The sequence below is a fragment of the Nocardia australiensis genome (genome assembly GCF_020733705.1).
In the GTDB taxonomy this organism is placed as follows: domain Bacteria; phylum Actinomycetota; class Actinomycetes; order Mycobacteriales; family Mycobacteriaceae; genus Nocardia; species Nocardia australiensis.
On sequence record NZ_JAJFZM010000002.1, the window covers coordinates 818,287 to 837,025 of the forward strand.

17 protein-coding genes and 4 pseudogenes are annotated in these 18,739 nt (G+C 67.0%); 15 read left to right on the forward strand and 6 right to left on the reverse strand.

The window, feature by feature from the left end:
* Positions 1-5: 5 nt before the first annotated feature.
* Positions 6-473 (reverse strand): annotated as a pseudogene (locus tag LKE06_RS33255) (TIGR02679 domain-containing protein); the annotation flags it as partial.
* Between LKE06_RS33255 and LKE06_RS18590 the strand changes: the two are divergent.
* The gene (locus LKE06_RS18590) at positions 382-744 is read left to right on the forward strand and encodes a hypothetical protein (protein ID WP_228000505.1); all 363 of its coding nucleotides are present in this window, start codon (positions 382-384) and stop codon (positions 742-744) included. The pseudogene LKE06_RS33255 and the gene LKE06_RS18590 sit on opposite strands and share 92 nt — an antisense overlap.
* Before the next feature lie 212 nt (positions 745-956).
* A complete protein-coding gene (locus LKE06_RS18595; RefSeq protein ID WP_228000506.1) occupies positions 957-1,439 on the forward strand; it encodes a DinB family protein in 483 nt (160 codons plus the stop codon).
* 740 nt (positions 1,440-2,179) lie between these two features.
* On the opposite strand, the gene LKE06_RS18600 is transcribed toward LKE06_RS18595, so the two are convergent.
* The gene (locus LKE06_RS18600; RefSeq protein WP_228000507.1) at positions 2,180-4,975 is read right to left on the reverse strand and encodes an ATP-binding protein; all 2,796 of its coding nucleotides are present in this window, start codon (positions 4,973-4,975) and stop codon (positions 2,180-2,182) included.
* A gap of 171 nt (positions 4,976-5,146) precedes the next feature.
* Here LKE06_RS18600 and LKE06_RS18605 point away from each other — a divergent pair, with 171 nt between their 5' ends.
* The 3 genes from LKE06_RS18605 to LKE06_RS18615 are packed head-to-tail and all read left to right on the forward strand — an operon-like array spanning position 5,147 to position 7,568.
* Positions 5,147-5,971 carry an alpha/beta fold hydrolase gene (locus tag LKE06_RS18605; RefSeq protein WP_228000508.1) on the forward strand — a complete coding sequence of 275 codons (825 nt, stop codon included), beginning with the start codon at positions 5,147-5,149 and terminating at the stop codon, positions 5,969-5,971.
* Positions 5,972-6,009: 38 nt separating this feature from the next.
* Positions 6,010-6,711, forward strand: coding sequence for an alpha/beta fold hydrolase (locus LKE06_RS18610; protein ID WP_228000509.1), 702 nt, complete (start codon positions 6,010-6,012; stop codon positions 6,709-6,711).
* A 56-nt stretch (positions 6,712-6,767) separates the two neighbouring features.
* Positions 6,768-7,568, forward strand: coding sequence for an alpha/beta fold hydrolase (locus LKE06_RS18615; protein WP_228000510.1), 801 nt, complete (start codon positions 6,768-6,770; stop codon positions 7,566-7,568).
* A gap of 253 nt (positions 7,569-7,821) precedes the next feature.
* Here LKE06_RS18615 and LKE06_RS18620 read toward each other — a convergent pair whose 3' ends face one another.
* The gene (locus LKE06_RS18620) at positions 7,822-8,190 is read right to left on the reverse strand and encodes a hypothetical protein (protein ID WP_228000511.1); all 369 of its coding nucleotides are present in this window, start codon (positions 8,188-8,190) and stop codon (positions 7,822-7,824) included.
* A 59-nt stretch (positions 8,191-8,249) separates the two neighbouring features.
* Positions 8,250-8,648, reverse strand: a pseudogene (locus tag LKE06_RS18625) (Tn3 family transposase); the annotation flags it as partial.
* A gap of 38 nt (positions 8,649-8,686) precedes the next feature.
* On the opposite strand from LKE06_RS18625, the pseudogene LKE06_RS33260 reads away from it, so the two are divergent.
* The 3 genes and pseudogenes from LKE06_RS33260 to LKE06_RS18640 all read left to right on the forward strand — a co-directional run.
* A pseudogene (locus LKE06_RS33260) lies at positions 8,687-8,959 on the forward strand (SDR family NAD(P)-dependent oxidoreductase); the annotation flags it as partial.
* A gap of 43 nt (positions 8,960-9,002) precedes the next feature.
* Positions 9,003-9,278, forward strand: coding sequence for an SDR family oxidoreductase (locus LKE06_RS18635; RefSeq protein WP_228000512.1), 276 nt, complete (start codon positions 9,003-9,005; stop codon positions 9,276-9,278).
* Positions 9,279-9,524: 246 nt separating this feature from the next.
* Positions 9,525-9,761 (forward strand): hypothetical protein, encoded by a 237-nt coding sequence (locus LKE06_RS18640; protein ID WP_228000513.1) that lies wholly within the window; start codon positions 9,525-9,527, stop codon positions 9,759-9,761.
* A 421-nt stretch (positions 9,762-10,182) separates the two neighbouring features.
* Here the strand turns inward: LKE06_RS18640 and LKE06_RS18645 are convergent, their stop codons facing one another.
* A complete protein-coding gene (locus LKE06_RS18645; RefSeq protein ID WP_228000514.1) occupies positions 10,183-10,461 on the reverse strand; it encodes a helix-turn-helix domain-containing protein in 279 nt (92 codons plus the stop codon).
* 74 nt (positions 10,462-10,535) lie between these two features.
* Positions 10,536-12,827, reverse strand: a complete 2,292-nt coding sequence (locus tag LKE06_RS18650) for an ATP-binding protein (protein ID WP_228000515.1) — start codon at positions 12,825-12,827, stop codon at positions 10,536-10,538.
* Positions 12,828-12,953: 126 nt separating this feature from the next.
* Between LKE06_RS18650 and LKE06_RS18655 the strand changes: the two genes are divergently transcribed.
* The 7 genes and pseudogenes from LKE06_RS18655 to LKE06_RS18685 all read left to right on the forward strand — a co-directional run bounded on the left by LKE06_RS18655 (position 12,954) and on the right by LKE06_RS18685 (position 18,718).
* Positions 12,954-14,390 (forward strand): MFS transporter, encoded by a 1,437-nt coding sequence (locus tag LKE06_RS18655; protein ID WP_228000516.1) that lies wholly within the window; start codon positions 12,954-12,956, stop codon positions 14,388-14,390.
* Between the two features lie 27 nt (positions 14,391-14,417).
* Positions 14,418-15,299 (forward strand): SDR family oxidoreductase, encoded by an 882-nt coding sequence (locus LKE06_RS18660; protein ID WP_228000517.1) that lies wholly within the window; start codon positions 14,418-14,420, stop codon positions 15,297-15,299.
* The gene (locus tag LKE06_RS18665) at positions 15,296-15,742 is read left to right on the forward strand and encodes a Dabb family protein (RefSeq protein WP_228000518.1); all 447 of its coding nucleotides are present in this window, start codon (positions 15,296-15,298) and stop codon (positions 15,740-15,742) included. Before LKE06_RS18660 ends, LKE06_RS18665 begins: the two co-directional genes overlap by 4 nt.
* A 65-nt stretch (positions 15,743-15,807) precedes the next feature.
* Positions 15,808-16,774, forward strand: a pseudogene (locus tag LKE06_RS18670) (alpha/beta hydrolase).
* 218 nt (positions 16,775-16,992) lie between these two features.
* Positions 16,993-17,853 carry an enoyl-CoA hydratase/isomerase family protein gene (locus LKE06_RS18675; protein WP_228000519.1) on the forward strand — a complete coding sequence of 287 codons (861 nt, stop codon included), beginning with the start codon at positions 16,993-16,995 and terminating at the stop codon, positions 17,851-17,853.
* A 107-nt stretch (positions 17,854-17,960) separates the two neighbouring features.
* Positions 17,961-18,224 carry a hypothetical protein gene (locus LKE06_RS18680; RefSeq protein ID WP_228000520.1) on the forward strand — a complete coding sequence of 88 codons (264 nt, stop codon included), beginning with the start codon at positions 17,961-17,963 and terminating at the stop codon, positions 18,222-18,224.
* 59 nt (positions 18,225-18,283) lie between these two features.
* On the forward strand, positions 18,284-18,718 hold the full coding sequence (locus tag LKE06_RS18685; RefSeq protein ID WP_228000521.1) for an HIT family protein: 435 nt from the start codon (positions 18,284-18,286) through the stop codon (positions 18,716-18,718).
* The last annotated feature ends 21 nt before the right edge of the window (positions 18,719-18,739 follow it).

Genomic DNA, 18,739 nt, shown 5'->3' on the forward strand with positions numbered 1-18,739 from the left:
CCGCAGTCAATGGCGCGTTGTGGGAAAGCGTGATCGACGGCTCGCAGGTGCCCGCTGGTGCAGGCCAGCGGGTTCCTGAATCCGATTGCCATGGCGGCTTCGAGAACCGAGGGGTTTTCCACTATTAGCAGGGGAGAGGGTTGGAGGTTCGGAGGATGGACCGTGAGGTCGTAAAGCGTTAGTGACATTGGACCTCCGCCGAGTCGAAGGCGTTGGTCCACAACCCCGTTCCCGGTTGCCTGCACGTTAAGTACGAGCACGGTCGTGGAGAGTCTGTCGGCTGAGATGCTGGCTTTGGCCAGCAGGGCACGCACCATGTCGGGTCGAGTCGGATCGGGCTGGCCGTACAGTTCCGCAACCGCTTCCACGAGGCGGCGTCCGGTGAGGGTGTTCAGGTCGAAAGCGTTCGGATCGCCCGCGCAGTCGTATGCCAGCTTCGCCAACGTCAATGGTGCCGCCCCGAAATGGCGCAAAGTCTCAGCAATCCTCGGGCTCTACCGAAACTCTCAACAAGCCCGCGATCTCATACGGCATCTCGGCCCCAACACTGAATTCCGTCGCCTCTGGGCCTCGAGTCTCGACGTGAACTACGGCCGCGACAGCGATGCCCTGCTCCACGTCCGCGACCCCACGAACGGCGAACTAGTCTCCTACCGGCTCAGCATCGCCCCAATGGTCGAGGACATGACGGTCCTGCTCGTTACCGCAATTCCTGTGTCCTGTCTCGCTGACGTCGACAGCTGAGGCTGAGCGGCAAGTGGTAGATTCATAGGCGGTCCGCCGCACCTATGTCTGATGTGGGTTGCGAACCCAGCGGCGGCCGAATCAGGATTCCTGGTCGCGAAGCACGCGACCATCCCGGTGCCGGTTCCTTCCGGCGAACCGTTTCCGAACCACCACCAGCAGATCGGTTCTGTCTGGCGTGCGCCGGACCGGCCAAGAAGGGACCAGCTGCCATGACCACCTCAGTCCGCACCCCCGCCACCGAACGAGAACTGCTCGAGAACATGCTCGACCAGGCACGCACCGATCTCATCGATACGGTGCGCGGCCTGTCCGAAACCGACGCCAGGAGACGCCTCGTACCCTCGCAGACAACCCCGATTACCCTGATCAAACACGCCACGTTCGCCGAGCGAATGTGGTTTCAGCGCACGCTGGGGCGACTCGCCGACAGTGACTGCGACGGCCCGCTGTGGGCACACGGCGGGTTCGAGGTGGGCGATGACGAGACCGTAGCTGAGGTGATCGCGGAGTTCGAACGCGCCAGCGCCCGAGCCAGGTCTATCGCAGCGCGGATTCCTCTGGACGAGACCCGCGAGCATCCACATGTGGCAGGCGTGGTCAGCCTTCGCTGGATCTATGTGTTCATGACCGCCGAGTTCGCCCGGCACGCCGGCCACGGAGACATCCTGCGCGAACAAATCGAGGCCCGATGACTCCCTGTGAGGCACCCAGTTCAGCGCGTTGTCCTTGCTTCGCTTTCAATGAGACAAGACAATGAGCTATTCCGGGTAGCGGCGTGTCGTGGTGGCCGAGCGGTGAGGGCGGTGCTGGTGAGGTAGTGCCGGATCTTTTCGAGCTGTCTCGTTGATCCGGCTTGCCCACGACCGATGAGTTTCGGGGCTCCGGTCCGTCCAAGAGGTCGAGGTCGATCCTCGTCATCCAGAGACCACAGGACAGGAGTACAAGGATGCGTTTGACGGTTACGACGTTCATGACCTTGGATGGAGTGGTGCAGGGCCGGGAGCGCCTGATGAGGACCGTAGTGAGGGGTTCGAGCAGGGCGGTTGGCTGGTCCCGTATGCGGACGATGACATGGGTGAGCTCATCGGTACCCGATTTGCCAAGGCCGAAGCGTTCCTCCTCGTGAATCACCCCGGCTTTTCCGGAGACTTCCGCACAAGCAGCCGCCAAATCGCATGGTGTACATATCCTTTCACGTAGTCATTCTGGATTAGATGCTCTGCGTTCGGACGCCATGATCAGATCAAGTGTGCTCCGGGGGTCTTAGTGGAAGGCCGCAGCGGAACTACCGCTGCGGGTCGTTGCGGGCGTGTCGAGACCGCGCCCTGCTGAACCAGAAGGACGGCGGTGGCGAGCACGACCTGCTCGGCGCGGCGCAGGCAATGCTCAGTTGCCAGGCCAGAAACTGCTCACTTATCGAGGCACACCGGCCTCATGCGGCGGTGATCCCCTGCAATGCGCCGACGAGTTCGACGCGGCTGGTGATGCCGAGGCGTGGGTAGATCCGGTAGAGATGCGAGCCGACGGTGCGGTGCGACAGGTAGAGCTTGTCGGCGATTTGGCGGTTGGTGAGCCCCTCTGCGGCCAGGGCGGCGATCTGCAATTCCTGCGGCGTGAGCTGATCGCGGGCACTGGTGGTCCGCCTGGTGCTGGCTTCGCCCGCGGCACGCAGTTCGTTGCGTGCGGCCTCGGCCCACGGATCCGCGCCGAGTGCGTCGAAGGCGTCGCGGGCCGCGCGCAGTGGTTCGCGGGCTTCGCCCATTCGGCGTTGGCGGCGCAGTCGGCGGCCGTGGTGCAGTTGCAAACGGGCGCGGTAGAGCGGCCAGGAGCCGACATGGCCGTTGATCGCCGCGGCGTAGGCGGCGTCCGCGTCTGTGTCATCGGCCAGCACCGTGCGGCTGTACTCGTCGACGACGGTGAGCATCGCGGCGGGCAGCCGCTGCGCCAGATCCGGCAGCTGGGCCAGCAAAAGCCTTGCGGCCTCGGCCTTTTCGGCGGCGACGGCGGCGTCCGCGAGTTCGGGGGCGACCCACCAGCACCGCATCGGGTGGTAGGTGGGGTCCGCGGGGTCGAAGACACGCTCCAGTGCGGTGTAGGCCTCCTCGACCCGGCCTTGGAGCAGGTGGCCCAGGCCGCGGGTCTGCTGTGCGGCGATCTGGATGCAGCGCATGCCGGTGGCCAGCGGGCTGGCGGCGATGGCGCGCAGATGGTTGTCCGCAGGTTCGGTTTCGCCGCGCAGGGCGGCGATCATCGCCAGGTTGGTGTGACCGGCGACGCCATAGAACTCCTCGCCGGTCTCCTGGGCGAAGGATTGGGCTTCTTCGGTTTCCGCCCGCACCTTGTCCCATTCGCCGAGCCAGATTCGGCTCCAGTTCCCGGCGCCGAGGATGCCGGCGAGCAGGCCGAGCCGGCCATGGTTGCGGCCGACAGTCGCGGCCGCGTCCATATACGCCGAGCCGCGGCGGAAATCGCCGAGGAACAGGGCGGCGCTGCCGAGGAAGCGCATGGCATCGGCGTCGGTGCGGTCGGGGGTCAGCCGGGCGAGGTGGTCGAGGATCGCCGGGCCGCGGTCCCACGGCACGCTATAGGCGTCGATGGCGAGTACGCGTGGGTCCTGTGCGGGCAGGCCGAGGCTATCGAGTTGCGCCGCAATGGCTTTGCGCGCTCCCGCGGATGCATCCTGGAAGAAGCAGCGCGACGCGGCCCGCCACAGCAGCTCGGCCGCCAGGTCGATATTGCCCGCACCATGGACCTGCGCGGCGATGTCGACCAATTCGCGGATCCGGTGTTCGGGGTCTTCGAATCCGTCGAACGAGATGACTTCCTGGGTATTGGCGAGCCTGCCGCGTTCGGTCGGCCCCAATGCGCTCATGTTCGCTCGGTCCACGAGGCGTTGCGCTTCGCGGCGGCCGCCCACCTCTCCGGTGAGTTCGGCGGCGTACAGCAACAGTGCGTTCGTGCGGTCGGGGCTCTCGGCGAGTTCCGCCGCGCGGTGCAGTGCCGACACCGCGGTCATGATCGCGCCGCGGGCCCTCGAGCGTTCGGCGTACTGCTCGAGCTGCACGGCGAGGGTGTCGTCGGCGCCGAGTGTCGCCGCGGCGCGATGCCAGAGCTGCTTGTCGGGGACGTGGGGGAGTGCCTCGGCCAGGCAGCTGTGCGCGCCGAGCCGCTGCGCCAGCGGCGCGCGGGCGTAGATGGCCGTACGCATCATCGGATGACGGAAACGCATTCCCGCACCGGATAATTCGGCTAGATCGATATCGAGGGCTTCCTGCAGATGCGCGGTGGTGACCGGAGTGCCCGCCAGTTCGGTGGCGACACGCAACAGGCGCCGCAGATCGCAGGTGACCTCCGCGGCGAGTACGACAAGCAATACCCTGGCCGGATCGCTCAGCTCGGCGGAACGGGCGGCGAACGCGGCTTCGAGGCGGGTGGTCAGCGGGAATTCCTCGACCACCCCGTCGGCGCTGGTCCGGCACAGTGCGCGAGGGAGTTCGGTCAGGGCCAACGGGTTTCCGGCCGCCTGCCCGAGCAGTCGCTGCCGAACGGTGGTGGTCAGCGCGGGGGCTTGTGCTTCGAGCAGTTCGTTGGCGGCGTTCTCGTCGAGTGGGTCCACGACGAGATCGGGTAGTCCGGCTCGGCTCGCAGGATCCATCTGACCGGTGCGGGTGGCGGTGAGGGCGAAGATCGCATCCTTGCCGATCCGGCGGGCCAGGAAGCCCAGTGCGTCGGCGCTACAGGTATCCAGCCAATGCAGGTCATCGACGATCAGTACGACAGGGCGCCGCGCGGCGGACTCGCCGACCAACTGCAGTGCGGCCAGCGCCAGCGAGTACAAATCCGGCGTCCCCTCGTCCTGCCCGAACGCCGCACGCAGTGTGCGCTGTTGCGGCGCAGGCAGTTTCGGCACCTCGGACATGAGCGGATGCAACAGCTGATGCAGGGCGGCGAACGGCATGCCCGCTTCGTTCTCGACGCCGACCGCCGACAAGACGGTCAGTTCCCGTTCGATCGCCGCGTCCCGGACGGTGGCCAACAGTGCCGATTTCCCGATGCCCGCTTCGCCACGTAGCACCAGGGCGGACCCGTTACCGGCGACGGCTCGATCGAGTCGATCGTGCAGCATCGCCAGGTATCGCTCGCGCCCGACCAGCCCCCGGGAGCCTGCGGGTGTGGTCGCCAGGACGTCGCTGGAGCTGAACGCCGACTTCGAGATCTCGCTACCCACTGCTGAATCCTGACAGAGAATCCGCCGTCCGACAACGCGATGGTGGAGGTCGTCGCGTTGCCACGGGATCCGACCGAATCATCGGGCAGTACGACTGAGTAGCCGGTGCAGTCATCGATGCAGTCATTCTGCTGATTCGCGGGAGGTGGTTGGATCCATAAATTCGGTGCCATGACAAACACCTTCACCACCACCGACGGCGCCGAGATCTTCTTCAAGGATTGGGGCACCGGACAGCCGGTCGTCTTCAGCCACGGCTGGCCGCTGAACGCCGATGCCTGGGACGAAACCGCTCGCGTAGTCGCCGAGAACGGCTACCGTGCCATCGCCCACGACCGCCGCGGCCACGGCCGATCCAGCCAGACCTGGGACGGCAACACCATGGACCGCTACGCCGACGACCTCGGTGAGCTGCTCGAACACCTCGACCTGCGCGATGCCGTCCTGGTCGGGCACTCCACCGGTGGCGGCGAGGTCACCCGCTACCTCGGCCGGCACGGCAGCTCCCGCGTCGTCAAGGCCGTACTGCTCGGCGCGGTACCGCCGGTCATGGTCGAATCAGACGCCAACCCCGAGGGCACTCCGATCGACGTCTTCGACGGAATCCGGGCCGGCGTGGCGAGCGATCGCTCCCAGTTCTACTGGGATCTGAGTGAAGCGTTCTACGGCTTCAACCGACCCGGCGCGATCACATCGGAGGGCGCCCGCCGCGCGTTCTGGCGGTTGAGCATGCAGGTCGGCATCCGTGCCGCCTACGAATGCATCGCCCAATTCTCCGAGACCGACTTCACCGAGGATCTGAAGCGGATCGACGTGCCGGTGCTCGTCGCACACGGCGATGACGACCAGATCGTCCCGCTGCACGACTCCGGCGTGAAATCGGCCGAGCTGATCAAGAATTCGACCCTCCGCGTGTATGCGGGTGCGCCGCACGGACTGTTCGGCGAGTTCCGTACTGCCTTCGAGACCGACCTGCTCGCGTTCATCCAGCACTGATTTTCCAGCCTTATCAGCACTTTCAAGGGAGCACTTCCATGAGCACCACCACTGTCGTCCTCGTACACGGCGCGTTCGCCGAATCCGCCAGTTGGAGCGGGGTCATCAACGGTCTGCGCGACCACGATGTCACCGTGATCGCCGCCGCCAACCCGCTGCGCAGCGTCGAGGGTGACGCCGAGGTCGTTCGCGGCATTGTCGACTCCGTCGACGGATCCGTCGTCCTGGTCGGACATTCCTATGGCGGACAAGTCATCTCGCAGATCCACGATCCGAAGGTCAAGGCGCTGGTATATGTTGCGGCCTTCGCTCCGGAGGAGGGCGAGACCATCGGCGAACTCTCCGGCAAATACCCCGGTGGCACCCTCGGCGACACCCTGAATCCCGTAGCCCTCGCCGACGGCAGCACCGACCTCTACATCCGGCAGGACAAGTACCACCAGCAGTTCGCCGCAGATCTGCCCGCCGCGCAGGCCGCGCTCGACGCGGTGACCCAACGTCCGCTGAGCGATGTGGCACTCAACGGCAAGTCGGGAGCCCCGAACTGGCGGAACGTGCCGTCGTGGTTCGTCTTCCCGGCGGCGGACTACAACATCCCGGTGGCGGCACACCGGTTCATGGCCGAGCGCGCCGGTGCCCGCGCCACCGTCGAAATCCCCGGCGCCTCGCACGCGCTCCCGGCATCCCAGTCCGAGGCCGTCACCGAGGTCATCGTCGCCGCCGTCGAAGCCACCCGGTAAAGCCGGCTTTCACCAACGACCTTCGCCATCGAGCTCTTGAAATAGAAGGAACTGTCATGCGTTTCACCAAGACCATCAAACTCGCCGCCGTAGCTCTCGGCCTCACGGCCACCATTGCCAGCGCCGGCTGCGCGACCGCCGAACCCGGGCCCGCGGTGAAGCAGCCGACCGTCGTCCTGGTGCACGGGGCCTTCGCCGAATCCAGCAGCTGGAATGGCGTGATCGACCTGCTCAACAAGCATGGACTGCCCAATATCGCGGCGGGCAACCCGCTGCGCAGCGTCCAAGGCGACGCCGATGCCGTCCGCAGTATGGTGGCCTCGATCGACGGACCCGTTGTCCTGGTCGGACATTCCTATGGCGGCCAGGTCATCTCCCAGGTCAACGATCCCAAGGTGAAGGGCCTGGTTTATGTGGCAGCCTTCGCGCCGGAGGAGGGCGAGACCATCGGTGAACTCTCCGGCAAGTTCCCGGGCAGCACACTCGGTGAGACGCTGAACAAGGTCGCGCTGCCCGACGGCAGCACCGACCTCTACATCCAGCCGAGCAAGTTCCAGCATCAGTTCGCGGCCGACGTGCCCAACGCGCAAGCGGCACTCGACGCCGTGACCCAGCGTCCGCTCAACGACCGCGCCCTCAACGGCAAGTCGGGTGTACCGAATTGGAAGAGCCTGCCGTCGTGGTTCATCATCCCGACGGCGGACTACAACATCCCCGTGGCGACGCAGCGGTTCATGGCCGAGCGCGCCGGTGCCCGCGCCACCGTCGAGATCGCCGGGGCATCGCACGCCCTTGCGGTCTCCCAGCCCGAGCCGGTTGCGAAGATCATCGTCGATGCCGTCAAGGCGGTTTCCTGATCATCCGAACCTCTCCCGGCACTGTGCCGCATGGACATTCCACGCGGCACGGTCATGTGCGATCGACCGCCAGGTCGACGACGCCCGATCCGGACAGGCCGTGTGTGCTTGTCACGATCAGTCATTCACCGCATCCGTTCGAGCAGAAACGCCACCACGTCCTCGGCTGGGTGCATCGCGGCGATCCGGTCCGCAACCCGCGCCACCGATTTCGTGAACTGCTCGAACCGTTCATTTCCGACCATCGGCGCGGTCAGCGCCGCCTGAGGTCGCACAGTGCCGTAGCAATGTCGGCGGGTGCTACTTCGGTCATGAAATGGCGGTGCGATGGTCCAGATCGGTGGCCCAGCTGGACCACAGGGCGGTGGCCTCGTAGCCGAGTGCGGCGCCCCAATCCTGTTGTAGGACAGTCACGGGCATCGCGGCATGCGGCCAGGTATGCGACGCGCACGTCGGCGGGGATCGCAGCGGGGTCGTCGGTCCACTGGTCGAGGAAGTAGCCGAAGAATGCGTCGGCGCTGGCGGTGATCATCTGCTCGGGCAGGCCGGGCGGTTGCGCCATCAGGCACAGGTGGAAACCGACGGCGGCGCTGGTGCCGTGCATGACCTCCCACATGTCCATGGTGGGAAGCACATCCAGGCAGGCGAGGTGGGTGATCGTGTCGGGGTGGTCGAGTCCGGCGCGGAAGGCCCTGGCCGGTACAGGGTGATCTTGCCCAAATCCCGGATACAGGGCGAGAGCTGCATACCGAGCAGGTCGAACAACGCGAAGTTGACCAGGGTCACCCCGTGGGTATCTGTCGCGTGCTCGGTGATCGGCAGATCCTTGGCGTTGCCCAGGATCTCGTCCAGCACGTAGTGCGCCTCGTGGCGCGTAGTGACGATCACCTTGGTTCCATAGGTCGTGTGCTGATCAGTGACGTGGGTGTAGGTCGACAAGCCCTGGTCGGCGAAGAAATGCGGGACCGTGCGGGCGGTGGTCGACTTGCCGCGGGTCGGGAACCGCTGCCCGTCACTGGACGACAGGGTGCCGCCGCCGAAAGTCGCGGTGAGCGGAAACCTCTGGTGATAGTCGATGATCGCGTGCCAAGGAGTACTTCGGCCGTCTGGACGTTATCGTGAACAACGCGGCCTACAGGCTGTTCGGCGCAGTCGAAGAGCTGACCGAGCCGGAATTGCGGAGCCAGCTGGAGACCAATCTGTTCGGCGCGGTGTGGGTCGTACAAGCGGCGCTGCCCCATCTACGTGAACAGGGCAGCGGGCGCATCATCCAGATCTCCTCAACGGGCGGCCTCACCGCATCGCCACTCGGCGGCGGGTACATCGCATCCAAGTGGGCCCTCGAAGGGCTGAGTGAATCCCTTGCCCAAGAGATCGCCGGCTTCGGCATCAAGGTGACTCTGGTCGAGCCCAGCTCATACGCCACCGGCATGATTGCGCGCGCAGCCCAGACCAACGCCAACCCACCTCTACGACGCCCTCCGAGAGGCCTTTGCCGCGTTCGAGAAGACGATCGACCACGGCGACCCCGTCGCTGCGGGCAAGGCTCTCCTCACGATCGTCGACAGCGGCAACCCACCCCTCCGAGTGTTCTTCGGCACTCTCGGCAACCAGATTGTTCCCCAGGTCTACGCCGACCGGCTCGAGACCTGGGCCGCCTGGCAGCACCTTGCAGTGGAAGCTCAAGGAACAACAGGAGACGATGAATGACTTTCTCACCCGAGAAGACATAAACGTCGACGATCCAGCATCGATCGCCACCCGAGTTGTCCCATGCGTTTGTTCACCGGCGGCGAACGACCGGAGCCCGGGGTGGATGTTCGGCAGCCGTTCGCCCAGGGCCTGCTCCTTATTGCTGAGAAAACGCTGCCGCGAGAGCGGCATCGAGCACTGCCGGTCCCGGCCGGCCCTTCGAACGACCTGCGGGGTTGTTCAACCCATCACAGGTGGTATTTCGTGCACACTTCATCGCACACCGGCGAGATGGATTTCTACGGCATCGCCGACATCGCCCGGCCCGAGCACGAGTTGTTCGAACATCTCGACACCTTCATCGACGGCATGCGCGCCGAGGAGCCCTATGTCGTGGGCTTCCCGGGCAATCTGGAATTCCGGTTCGCCCGGCTGGCGGGCCTGCTGGACATCTTCGTCAACAATGTCGGCGACCGCACACCGAGGAGAAGTCCGCAGTGAGCGCCAAGGCGATGGAACGGGCCGTGCGCCTTCTCCCCAGCACTCCGGGCGGTAGCTTCCGGTCGCCACCCATCCTGCGATGAACTGATGCAGGAAACTTTGCGGGCCTGCGGAGGCGACATCGGCCAACAATTCTCGAACTCGAAATCGATTGGGATGGTGAGTATTCCAGGATGAAATATCCCGACTCTCTTGAGGTTGTCCCGCGGTCCGGCTTCGGCGAACCGGACCCGCGGGCACCGGTCTCGATCGCCGCGAAGGTCAACGCGCTCATGGCGGCAACGCCGGCGAACTGCCTGACCGGATCGAACGGCACCGAACGCCGCGCGGGCGCGCCGCGCTCGATGGCTGGCTCGGTCGAGTGCCATGCTGCACTTCAGCGCCGATGGTAGTCGGGGCGGCGAACTGCCGCGATCCCGCGTCACCCGAGGTCGGGGATGGCTTTGAGCTGCCTGCGTGAGGTGACACCGAGCTTGCGGAAGATGTTGCGAAGATGAGCGTCCACCGTCCGCGGGCTGAGGAACAGGCTTCTGGCCACCTCCTTCGTCGTCGCACCGGTCGCGACCTGGCGTGCGATGTGCATCTCCTGCATGGTGAGGCGGTCGTATGTGTGCTCGGAGCGGCTGCGGGCAACCTCGCCGGTCGCCCGCAGCTCGGCCGCGGCCCGTTGGGCGAATGCCTCCAACCCGATCTCCGACATCTGTTCGTACGCGATGCGCAGGTGTTCCCGAGCGTCGCGACGGCGGCCGGCCCGGCGCAACCACTCGCCGTACCTCAGGTGCGCCCGCGCGAGGTGCAACGGCAGCGAACGACCCGTGAGGTGCTCGAGTGCCTCCAGGTAGTGGCCTTCCGCGTCTTCGACCAGTGCCCGCGCGCTGGCCGCCACACCGAGGGCCATGTCGGTTCCAGCGGCTTCCGTGCGCTCGACAAGGGACTCCAGCGCCGACCGCGCGAGCACGTTCTCATCGCAGCGGACGGCGGACTCCACCAACTCGGGCAACGCGAAGCCGGCGACGAAGAGGTCACCACTCGCCACGGCCTGTTGTGCCGCTTCGAGCGCGCCTTCGCCCAGCTGAGGTTCGCGGTCAACAAGCCGGTACCCCGGCTCGTTCCCTCCGCGAACAGGTCGAGCACCTCCTGACGGCGGCCACGCATAGCGGCCAAGTGGACTCTCGGATACAGGTGCGGCAGGTCACCGACCGCGTCGGCGAACGCTTCCTCCTCGGCGATCGCAGCCATCGCCTGCCCGAAGTGCCCAGTGAGCACCGCGTGCAGCGCCGCTTGGGCCAGGCCGAGTCGGATGATCACCGGTGCCCCTGTATCGCGTCCGGTTCGCGCCAGCCAATCGACGATCGTTGCGTGCAGGTCCAGGTCCCACAGTTCGCCCGCGAGCACCGTGGCCAGAGCCGGTGTCCGGGTCCAGCCGGCCTCCTCACCGGTGAGGGCCTGCCGAACCATCGGCAGAGCGGTGCGGTGTCCGTCGGCGTTCAACTGCACCAGCGCGTCGAGGAGGTCCGGCCCTCGCGCTGCCGGCGGCGCCGAACGAGCCGCCTCTAGTACCCGGTCCATCACCCCGGCGGCACGCCCCACGGAGAGCCCCATGTCCAGCGCTGCCACGAGGTATTCACGCGAGCGTTCCGGATCGCCGGCGGCGAGACGCCGCGCCGCCTGCACGATGAGCTCCGGCCCTCGAACCACCCCGTCGGCACCTTGGACGAATGCGATCTGCCCGCGCAGCATGTCGACGGCCGCGTGCTGGGGATCATCCAGCATCCCGGTATCTATGCCGCTCAGCAGGTCCGCGGCCGCGTCAGCCGCGCCCGTCTCGAGCGTCGCCCGCGCGGCGGCGAGCGTGCGCTCGATCTGTTTGCCGGGATCGAGTGACAGCGCCGCAGCTCGGCGGAGGTATGCGGCGGCGGCAACGACACCCCCGCGTGCCTGCACCCGCGATGCCGAGGACGCCAGCTGCGCCGCAACCTGTTCGTCCGGGCCGGTGGTGGCCCAGGCCCGGTGCCAGGCCTGCCGGTCCGGGGCAGCGACCGGGTCGGTGGTATCGGCCAGCGCTCGATGCGCTGTCCGGCGCAGCGTCGGTTCCGCCGCGCGATAGACGGCCGAACGCGCCAGCGGGTGGCAGAAGCGCGGGCGTGCGTCGAACACCACGAGCCCGGACCCTTCGGCGGCGGCACTGGCGGCCGGTACGTCGATGTCCAGACGTTGCGCGGCCGCCCAGATCAACGCCGGGTCTTCGGTGGGGTCGGCGCTCGCGAGGATCAGCAGCAACCGTGCGTCCGGCGACAGCGCCGCCATCCGGATCTGGAAGCTGCGCTCGATCCGGCCCGGGACCGGCGAGGGCGTCGGCAGCCCGAAGACACCGGATTTCGGCAGTTCGATCAGGGCGAGTGGGTTCCCGCGGGACTCGGCGAGGAGGCGATCACGCATCCGCTCGTCGAGCGGGATGATCTGCTCACGGGTCAGCAACGCCCGCGCATCCGTGTCGCTCAAGCCACCGACCATCACCCTGGGCAGTTCGTCCAGCCCACGGAGGGGTTCTTGATCGCGGGCCGCGAACACGATCGCGATCGGCTCCGCCGCGATGCGCCTCGCCAGGAACGTCAGTGCCCTGGTCGATGCGCTGTCCAACCAGTGGGCATCGTCGACGAGGCACAGCAGTGGCCGTTTTGCCGCGGCCGTCGCGAGCAGTTCGAGCGCGGCGAGGCCGACGTGGAACGGGTCCGGCGTGCCGTCGGCCAGCCCGAACGCGACCCTGAGAGAGTCACGGTAGGGAGCCGACAGCGTGTCGAGGTGCGTCAGCGCCGGAACGCACAGCTGGTGAAGTCCTGCGAACGGTAGGTCGGCCTCGAATTCCGAGCCGGACGCGCGGATGATCTGGAACTTCTCCCGGCTCGCGTACTCGATGTGGTCCAGCAGCGCGCTCTTGCCGATACCCGGCTCTCCCCGGAGCACGAGCACACCGCCGTCGCTGTGCTGTGCCGCGCCGACGAGCCCGAGGAGTCGGGTGATCTCTTTGTCTCGGCCGATGAGCGGGTGACGGGATGTCGTGGGCATGGTCGCACCCTATTTACGGGGGATACCGCTGAGGCATCGAGCCCGCCCATGTCGACGGGTAGGTGGTCGACGAGTAGGTGATTGTCACCGACGCGAACGGGGATGTGCATACCGGATCGTGGTGGCATGAGGAAGGACGAGGCGATGCGCACCGACTCCGCATCCACTGCTGTAAACGCCCACTCGCCGATACCCCGCGGCGTGGCGATGGTCGGCCTGGCTACCGCCATGTTCCTGGTCATTCTCGACGCCGCGATGGTGAACCTCGCTGCCTCTACGATCCGTGCGGGCCTCGGGCTCACGGCCGCGGAGCTCACTCTCGTCGTGGACAGCTACCTTGTGGCGTTCGCCGGACTACTCCTGCTCGGAGGTCGCCTCGCCGACGTGGTCGGGGCCCGGAAGGTGTTCCTGAGCGGGATGACGGTCTACTTGGTGGCGACGAGCTCGTGTGCGCTGGCCGGCGACGCAACGACATTGATCGCCGCGCGGATCGCGCAGGGGATCGGCGCCGCGGCCGTGGTACCGGCCGCGCTCTCGCTCGTGCTCGCCCTCTACACGGCTCCCACGGAGCGCACCCGTGCCGTGGGCATCTGGGGCGCTGTCGCGGGTGCCGGCAGTCTCATCGGTGTCTTTCTCGGCGGAACGCTGACCGAGCTGCTGGGCTGGCGGGCGGTGTTCGTGGCCCCGGTGCCGTTCGGCATCGCCGGGGCGACCATCGTGTGGCGCTCGGTGCGGCCGGTTCCTGGCCGGCCCGGCAGGTTCGATGCGCTCGGCGCCATCACGATCACCCTCGGGATCTCCGGGCTCGCGCTGGGCATGGTCTCTGCCTCCGACGGCGGGTGGACCGCGGCCGGAACAGTCCTTGGCCTCGCAGTCGGCTTCGCATCTCTGGTGGCCTTCGTGATCGTCGAGGCGCGCTCGCCCCACCCGCTGATCCCGCTCGGTGTCTTCCGCAGGACGCCGGTGGTCACGGCGAACGTGGTGATGCTGGTGATCGGCGGCACGCTGGTGAGCCTGTTCTTCTTCCTGCCCCAGTATCAGCAGGAGGTACTCGGGATGAGCCCACTGACAGCCGGGATAGCTCAGCTCCCGCTCGCGGGAATGATCATCGTGGGCAGCGTCGCGTCGCCGGTGCTGGCGAAGCGCATCGGGCTGACAGGCGCGCAGCCGGTCGCCCTGGCCGTGCTGCTCCTCGGATTCCTGTTGCTGGCGTTGGATCCGACCACCACGGGCTTCTCCGTCAGCCTTGCCGCCGCGTTCTTGCTGATCGGCACCGGTCTCGGACTCGGCGCCGTCAACGCCACCGCGATGGCCGTGCGCGACAGTGCAGACGGTGAGGCAGGCCTGCTCAGCGGGCTGGTGAACGCTGCGCAGCAGCTGGGCGGCGCGGTCGGGCTCGCCGCCCTGGCCGGGATCGCGATCGGTGCCTCGGGAAAAACCGGCGACATCTCGTTCACGGCCGCGTTCTTCGGCCAAGCCGCCCTCGTTCTGATCGCCCTCGTGGTGTCACTCATCTCCACCGCCGTGACGCCGACGTCCTCGACCACCGCAAGCACCCGCTGACCTGTTTCACAGAAGGGACGACCAACGATGAAACCACCCACCGTGCTCGTAACCGGCGCAACCGGGACAGTCGGATCCGCACTCGTGTCAGCCCTGCAAGCCCGGGGCGCCACCGTCCGCGCGATGACCCGAAACCCCGACCACCCCGTCCCTGGCGCCGATACCGTCGTCGCCGATCTGCGGGATCCGGCATCGATCGCCACCGCGCTGGACGGCGTCGACGCGGCCTTCCTCAACAGCCCTTCGGCCGAGGACGCCGCCGCGATCCAGATCCGGTTCGCCGACATCGCCCACGACGCCGGCGTGAACCGGCTCGTGCTGCTCTCGCAGTACGCGGCACACGCCGACTCGCCGGTGCGGTTCCTGCGCTGGCACGCCGAAGTCGAGGCCCACGTACAGCAGCTCGGGCTCGACCACACCGTGCTGCGCCCCAACCTCTTCATGCAAGGTCTGCTCGGGTTCGCCGGCACCATCGCACAAGGCTGGTTCGCCGCGCCGATCGGCGACAGCGCCGTCAGCGCCATCGACAGCAGGGACATCGCGGACGCCGCTGCCGTCGTGCTGACCAGTACGGGACACACCGGCCGCACCTACACGCTGACCGGCCCCCGCGCCGTGACCCACGAGCAGATCGCCCGCGCGCTCTCCCACGCGACCGGGCAGGACATCACTTTCCAGGACTCGTCCGTCGAACAATTCACCGCCGCGTTGACCGGCCTGCTGTCGCCGTGGCACCTCGCCGGTCTCGTCGAGGACTACGCCCACTACGCCCGGGGCGAAGCCGCCGACGTGCACACGTCCGTCGCCGACCTCACCGAGCACCCGGCCCGCGACATCAGCGATTTCGCCCGCGACTACGCCGCCGCGTTCATGGCGGTGCATACGCCCGCTGAGAGGAAAACTCGATGATTTATCACTGCATTCGGTTCACAGTCAAGCCCAACGTCGCGGAGGAGGAGAAGGAAGCCGCTCTCGCGCAGATGCGCGAGCACATCAACGCCATCCCAGCCATCGAGGCACGCATCGTCGGGCCCGATTTCGGCGGGGAGTTCGACTACGGTGCGGTGTCCGTCCTCGCCGACCTCGACAGTTACGAGGACTACATGAACCACCCGGCGCACCTGGCCATGGACCGGGTCGGGTTGCCACTGGTCGACAAGTTCGTGTCGTACGACATCGCCGACGATCCGGACCCAGAGGTGGGAAGGAAGATCGCCGACATCCACCGTCGCCGGTTCGAGAACGTGCCCGATATCGCCGAACTGGTCGCCGACGTCGGCGAGTACAGCGGCAGCGCCGCACCCGGCAGACACGGACAGCCCCGGCCTACCGCCACACCAGATCTGACCTGACCTGCACCACTCATGCCACGCCGGCCACAACAGCGATCATTCGCACTTCAGAACGAGACGCAGTCATGCCTGAATACATTCCGACGCCGCCAGTACTCGAGCCCGCTGCCGCCGAGTTCGCGGCGGCGACCGCCAAGCCGCCGTTCCTGTTCGAGCTGGGCCCGGTCGAGGGCCGCAAGACGGTCGACGAGGTCCAGTCCGGTGACATTGCCAAGCCGGCAGTCGATGACGAGTGGGTCTCGGTCAGCGGCGGACCCACCGGGTCCGTGGATGTCCGCATCGTCAAGCCTGCCGGGGCCACCGGCACGCTTCCAGTGATCATCTACATCCACGGCGCCGGCTGGGTGTTCGGCAACGCCGGCACTCACGATCGCCTGGTCCGTGAGCTCGCTGTCGGCGCTGATGCCGCTGTCGTCTTCCCCGAGTACGACCTGTCGCCGGAGGCCCGATACCCCGTCGCCATCGAGCAGAACTACGCGGCGGCCGCATGGGTGGCGCGGCATGGCGCAGAGCACGGATTGGACACCACGCGCATCGCGATCGCGGGTGACTCGGTGGGCGGCGCCATGTCCGCCGCAGTCACCCTGCTCGCCAAGCAACGCGGCGATGTCGAGTTCTGCCAGCAAGTGCTGTTCTACCCGGTGACCGACGCCGACTTCGACACCGGCTCGTACCATGAGTTCGCTGAGGGCTACTTCCTGCGTCGTGACGCCATGCAGTGGTTCTGGGATCAGTACATCAGCGACCATGCACAGCGCGCGGAGATCACCGCGAGCCCGCTGCGCGCGAGTGTCGACGAACTCGCCGGCCTGCCCCCGGCGCTGGTCATCACCGGCGAGGCCGACGTGCTGCGCGACGCAGGGTGAGGCATATGCCAACAAGCTACGCAGCGCCGGGGTGCAGGTAGTCGCCACCCGCTACCAGGGCATCATCCACGACTTCGTCATGCTCAACGCCCTGCGCGATACCCACGCGGCCCAGGCCGCGATCGGGCAGGCCATCGCCACGTTGAAGACCGCACTGACGGCCTGAGCGACAGCCCCGCCGTCGACCCGGCCGCGTGCGTGATCCGGCCCAACCGATGGACATCGTGTGGCTATTCCTGCACGCGATTACCGGGCTCCCGGCTTCTGGACTCGATCCAGTTGCTTGCCGACGCTGTGCCGTGCCCGGCCACCGATACCCACCCCGCATCGCGACGACGACGGACCGGGCCTCGACCGGCTCGTCCGACCGAATGGAGAACATCGATGAAATACAGCGGCTATCGGTCCCTCATGGTCCGTGCGGAAGACCGGGTCGCCTGGGTGACGATCGACAACCCGCCAGTCAACACCCTCGATGGCACGTTGGCCGGCGACCTCAAGGCGTTCGCCATCGAGGTACGTTCCGACGACGACATCGTCGTGATCGTCTTCCAGTCGGCCAATCCTGAGTTCTTCTCCGCCCACGCGGACTTCGAGTGGTCTTTCGACCCGAGCACGCTCATGGCCCTGGCCGACCCGGATTCCGACTCGTCGCTCAACCCGTTGCAGCAGCTCAACGAGCGGCTGCGTGCTCTTCCCCAGGTGACGATCGCGAAACTGCGCGGCTACGCCCGCGCCGGCGGTGTCGAGCTGGCGATGGCCGCGGACATGCGATTCGCCGCTGCAGACCGGACCTGGCTGTCACAGCCGGAGTCGCTGATGGGGATCTTCCCCGGTGGTGGCGGCACCCAGTACCTCAACCGGCTGGTCGGGCGGGCCCGCGCGCTGGAGATCGTGCTCGGTGCAGAACTGTTCGAAACCTCGCTCGCCGAGCGCTACGGATGGATCAACCGCGCGGTACCCGACGAGCACCTCGACGCCTTCGTCGACTCGCTGGCACGGCGCATCGCCGTTCTGCCCCAGGGCGTGGCCGCCGCCGCGAAGGAGGCACTCGACGCGGCCGAGGCCAGCGGCCCCGTACCGAACCTGGCAGAAGAAGCAGCCGCCCACGCCAAGGTCTACCCCTCCCCGGACGACGTCGTCCACCGGCTCCGCGTACTGATGAACCACGGCGGACAGACACGCGGCGGGGAACTCCGACTGGAGCGCCTGCTCGAATCCATCCCCTGGGCCCACCGCTCCTGACCGGCCGCCGGCCATGTCCGCCGGACACCGCACTGCTCCGTGTCTTCCTCGGCCGCGGAGCACCGCTACCGAGGCTGCTCGCCCTCGTCGACGCCCGCCTGCGACGGGTGGACGAGGACATCCGCGATGTGGTCTGGGGGCACCGCCGCGCCGCAAAGATGGGGTTGATTCCGCACGATGACCGCAGGCACACCATGGCCGTGTCGCAGTACACCTTGCGCGCCCTGTACTTCACGCAAGGCAATCTCCGTCAGCTCCGCGACACCCTCGCGGGCTTCGACGACGAGGCCTTTCAGCGGGACACCAGGTGGCCGCGTGAGGAACTTCCCTTCCGCCCCTCGGACTTCACCCAGGACCAGGGGCACCAATAGAACCCGTTCGCACCCCTCTGCGGATGGTCCGCCCACCGTATGTGAAAGGTACTTCAGCCGTGCCCACTCTGTTCTCACGCATCATCGCCGGTGAGTTGCCCGGACGCTTTGTCTGGCGGGATCCTGAAGTCACCGCGTTTCTCACCATCGCGCCCTTGCGGCCCGGCCACACTCTCGTTGTTCCTCGGCGCGAGATCGACCGGTGGACGGATGCCGACGGCGCGCTTCTGGGGCGGTGCATGGAGGTCGCCCAGGCCGTTGGGCAAGGGGCGCAGCGGGCTTGGGACGCTCCGCGAGCCGGCCTCGTCATCGCGGGCTTCGAGGTGCCGCACCTGCACATACATGTCGCTCCTGTCTGGGACATGTCCGACTTCGATTTCAGCAAGGCCAAGCCGGAGGAGGACCAGTCCGCTCTGGACGACGCCGCGGAGAAATTGCGTGCCGCCTTGCTCGAACTCGGTTATGAACAGGCCCGGGACACCGACCGCGGCTGATACTCCAAGGAGACGCTGAGC

Bases quoted from the DNA above. Each gene is read 5' to 3' on its own strand.
- LKE06_RS18595 (WP_228000506.1), top strand. From the start codon at position 957: ATGACCACCTCAGTCCGCACCCCCGCCACCGAACGAGAACTGCTCGAG.
- LKE06_RS18605 (WP_228000508.1), top strand. From the start codon at position 5,147: ATGACAAACACCTTCACCACCACCGACGGCGCCGAGATCTTCTTCAAG.
- LKE06_RS18610 (WP_228000509.1), top strand. From the start codon at position 6,010: ATGAGCACCACCACTGTCGTCCTCGTACACGGCGCGTTCGCCGAATCC.
- LKE06_RS18615 (WP_228000510.1), top strand. From the start codon at position 6,768: ATGCGTTTCACCAAGACCATCAAACTCGCCGCCGTAGCTCTCGGCCTC.
- LKE06_RS18620 (WP_228000511.1), bottom strand. From the start codon at position 8,190: ATGGACATGTGGGAGGTCATGCACGGCACCAGCGCCGCCGTCGGTTTC.
- LKE06_RS18645 (WP_228000514.1), bottom strand. From the start codon at position 10,461: ATGTCGGAGATCGGGTTGGAGGCATTCGCCCAACGGGCCGCGGCCGAG.
- LKE06_RS18650 (WP_228000515.1), bottom strand. From the start codon at position 12,827: ATGCCCACGACATCCCGTCACCCGCTCATCGGCCGAGACAAAGAGATC.
- LKE06_RS18655 (WP_228000516.1), top strand. From the start codon at position 12,954: ATGAGGAAGGACGAGGCGATGCGCACCGACTCCGCATCCACTGCTGTA.
- LKE06_RS18660 (WP_228000517.1), top strand. From the start codon at position 14,418: ATGAAACCACCCACCGTGCTCGTAACCGGCGCAACCGGGACAGTCGGA.
- LKE06_RS18665 (WP_228000518.1), top strand. From the start codon at position 15,296: ATGATTTATCACTGCATTCGGTTCACAGTCAAGCCCAACGTCGCGGAG.
- LKE06_RS18675 (WP_228000519.1), top strand. From the start codon at position 16,993: ATGAAATACAGCGGCTATCGGTCCCTCATGGTCCGTGCGGAAGACCGG.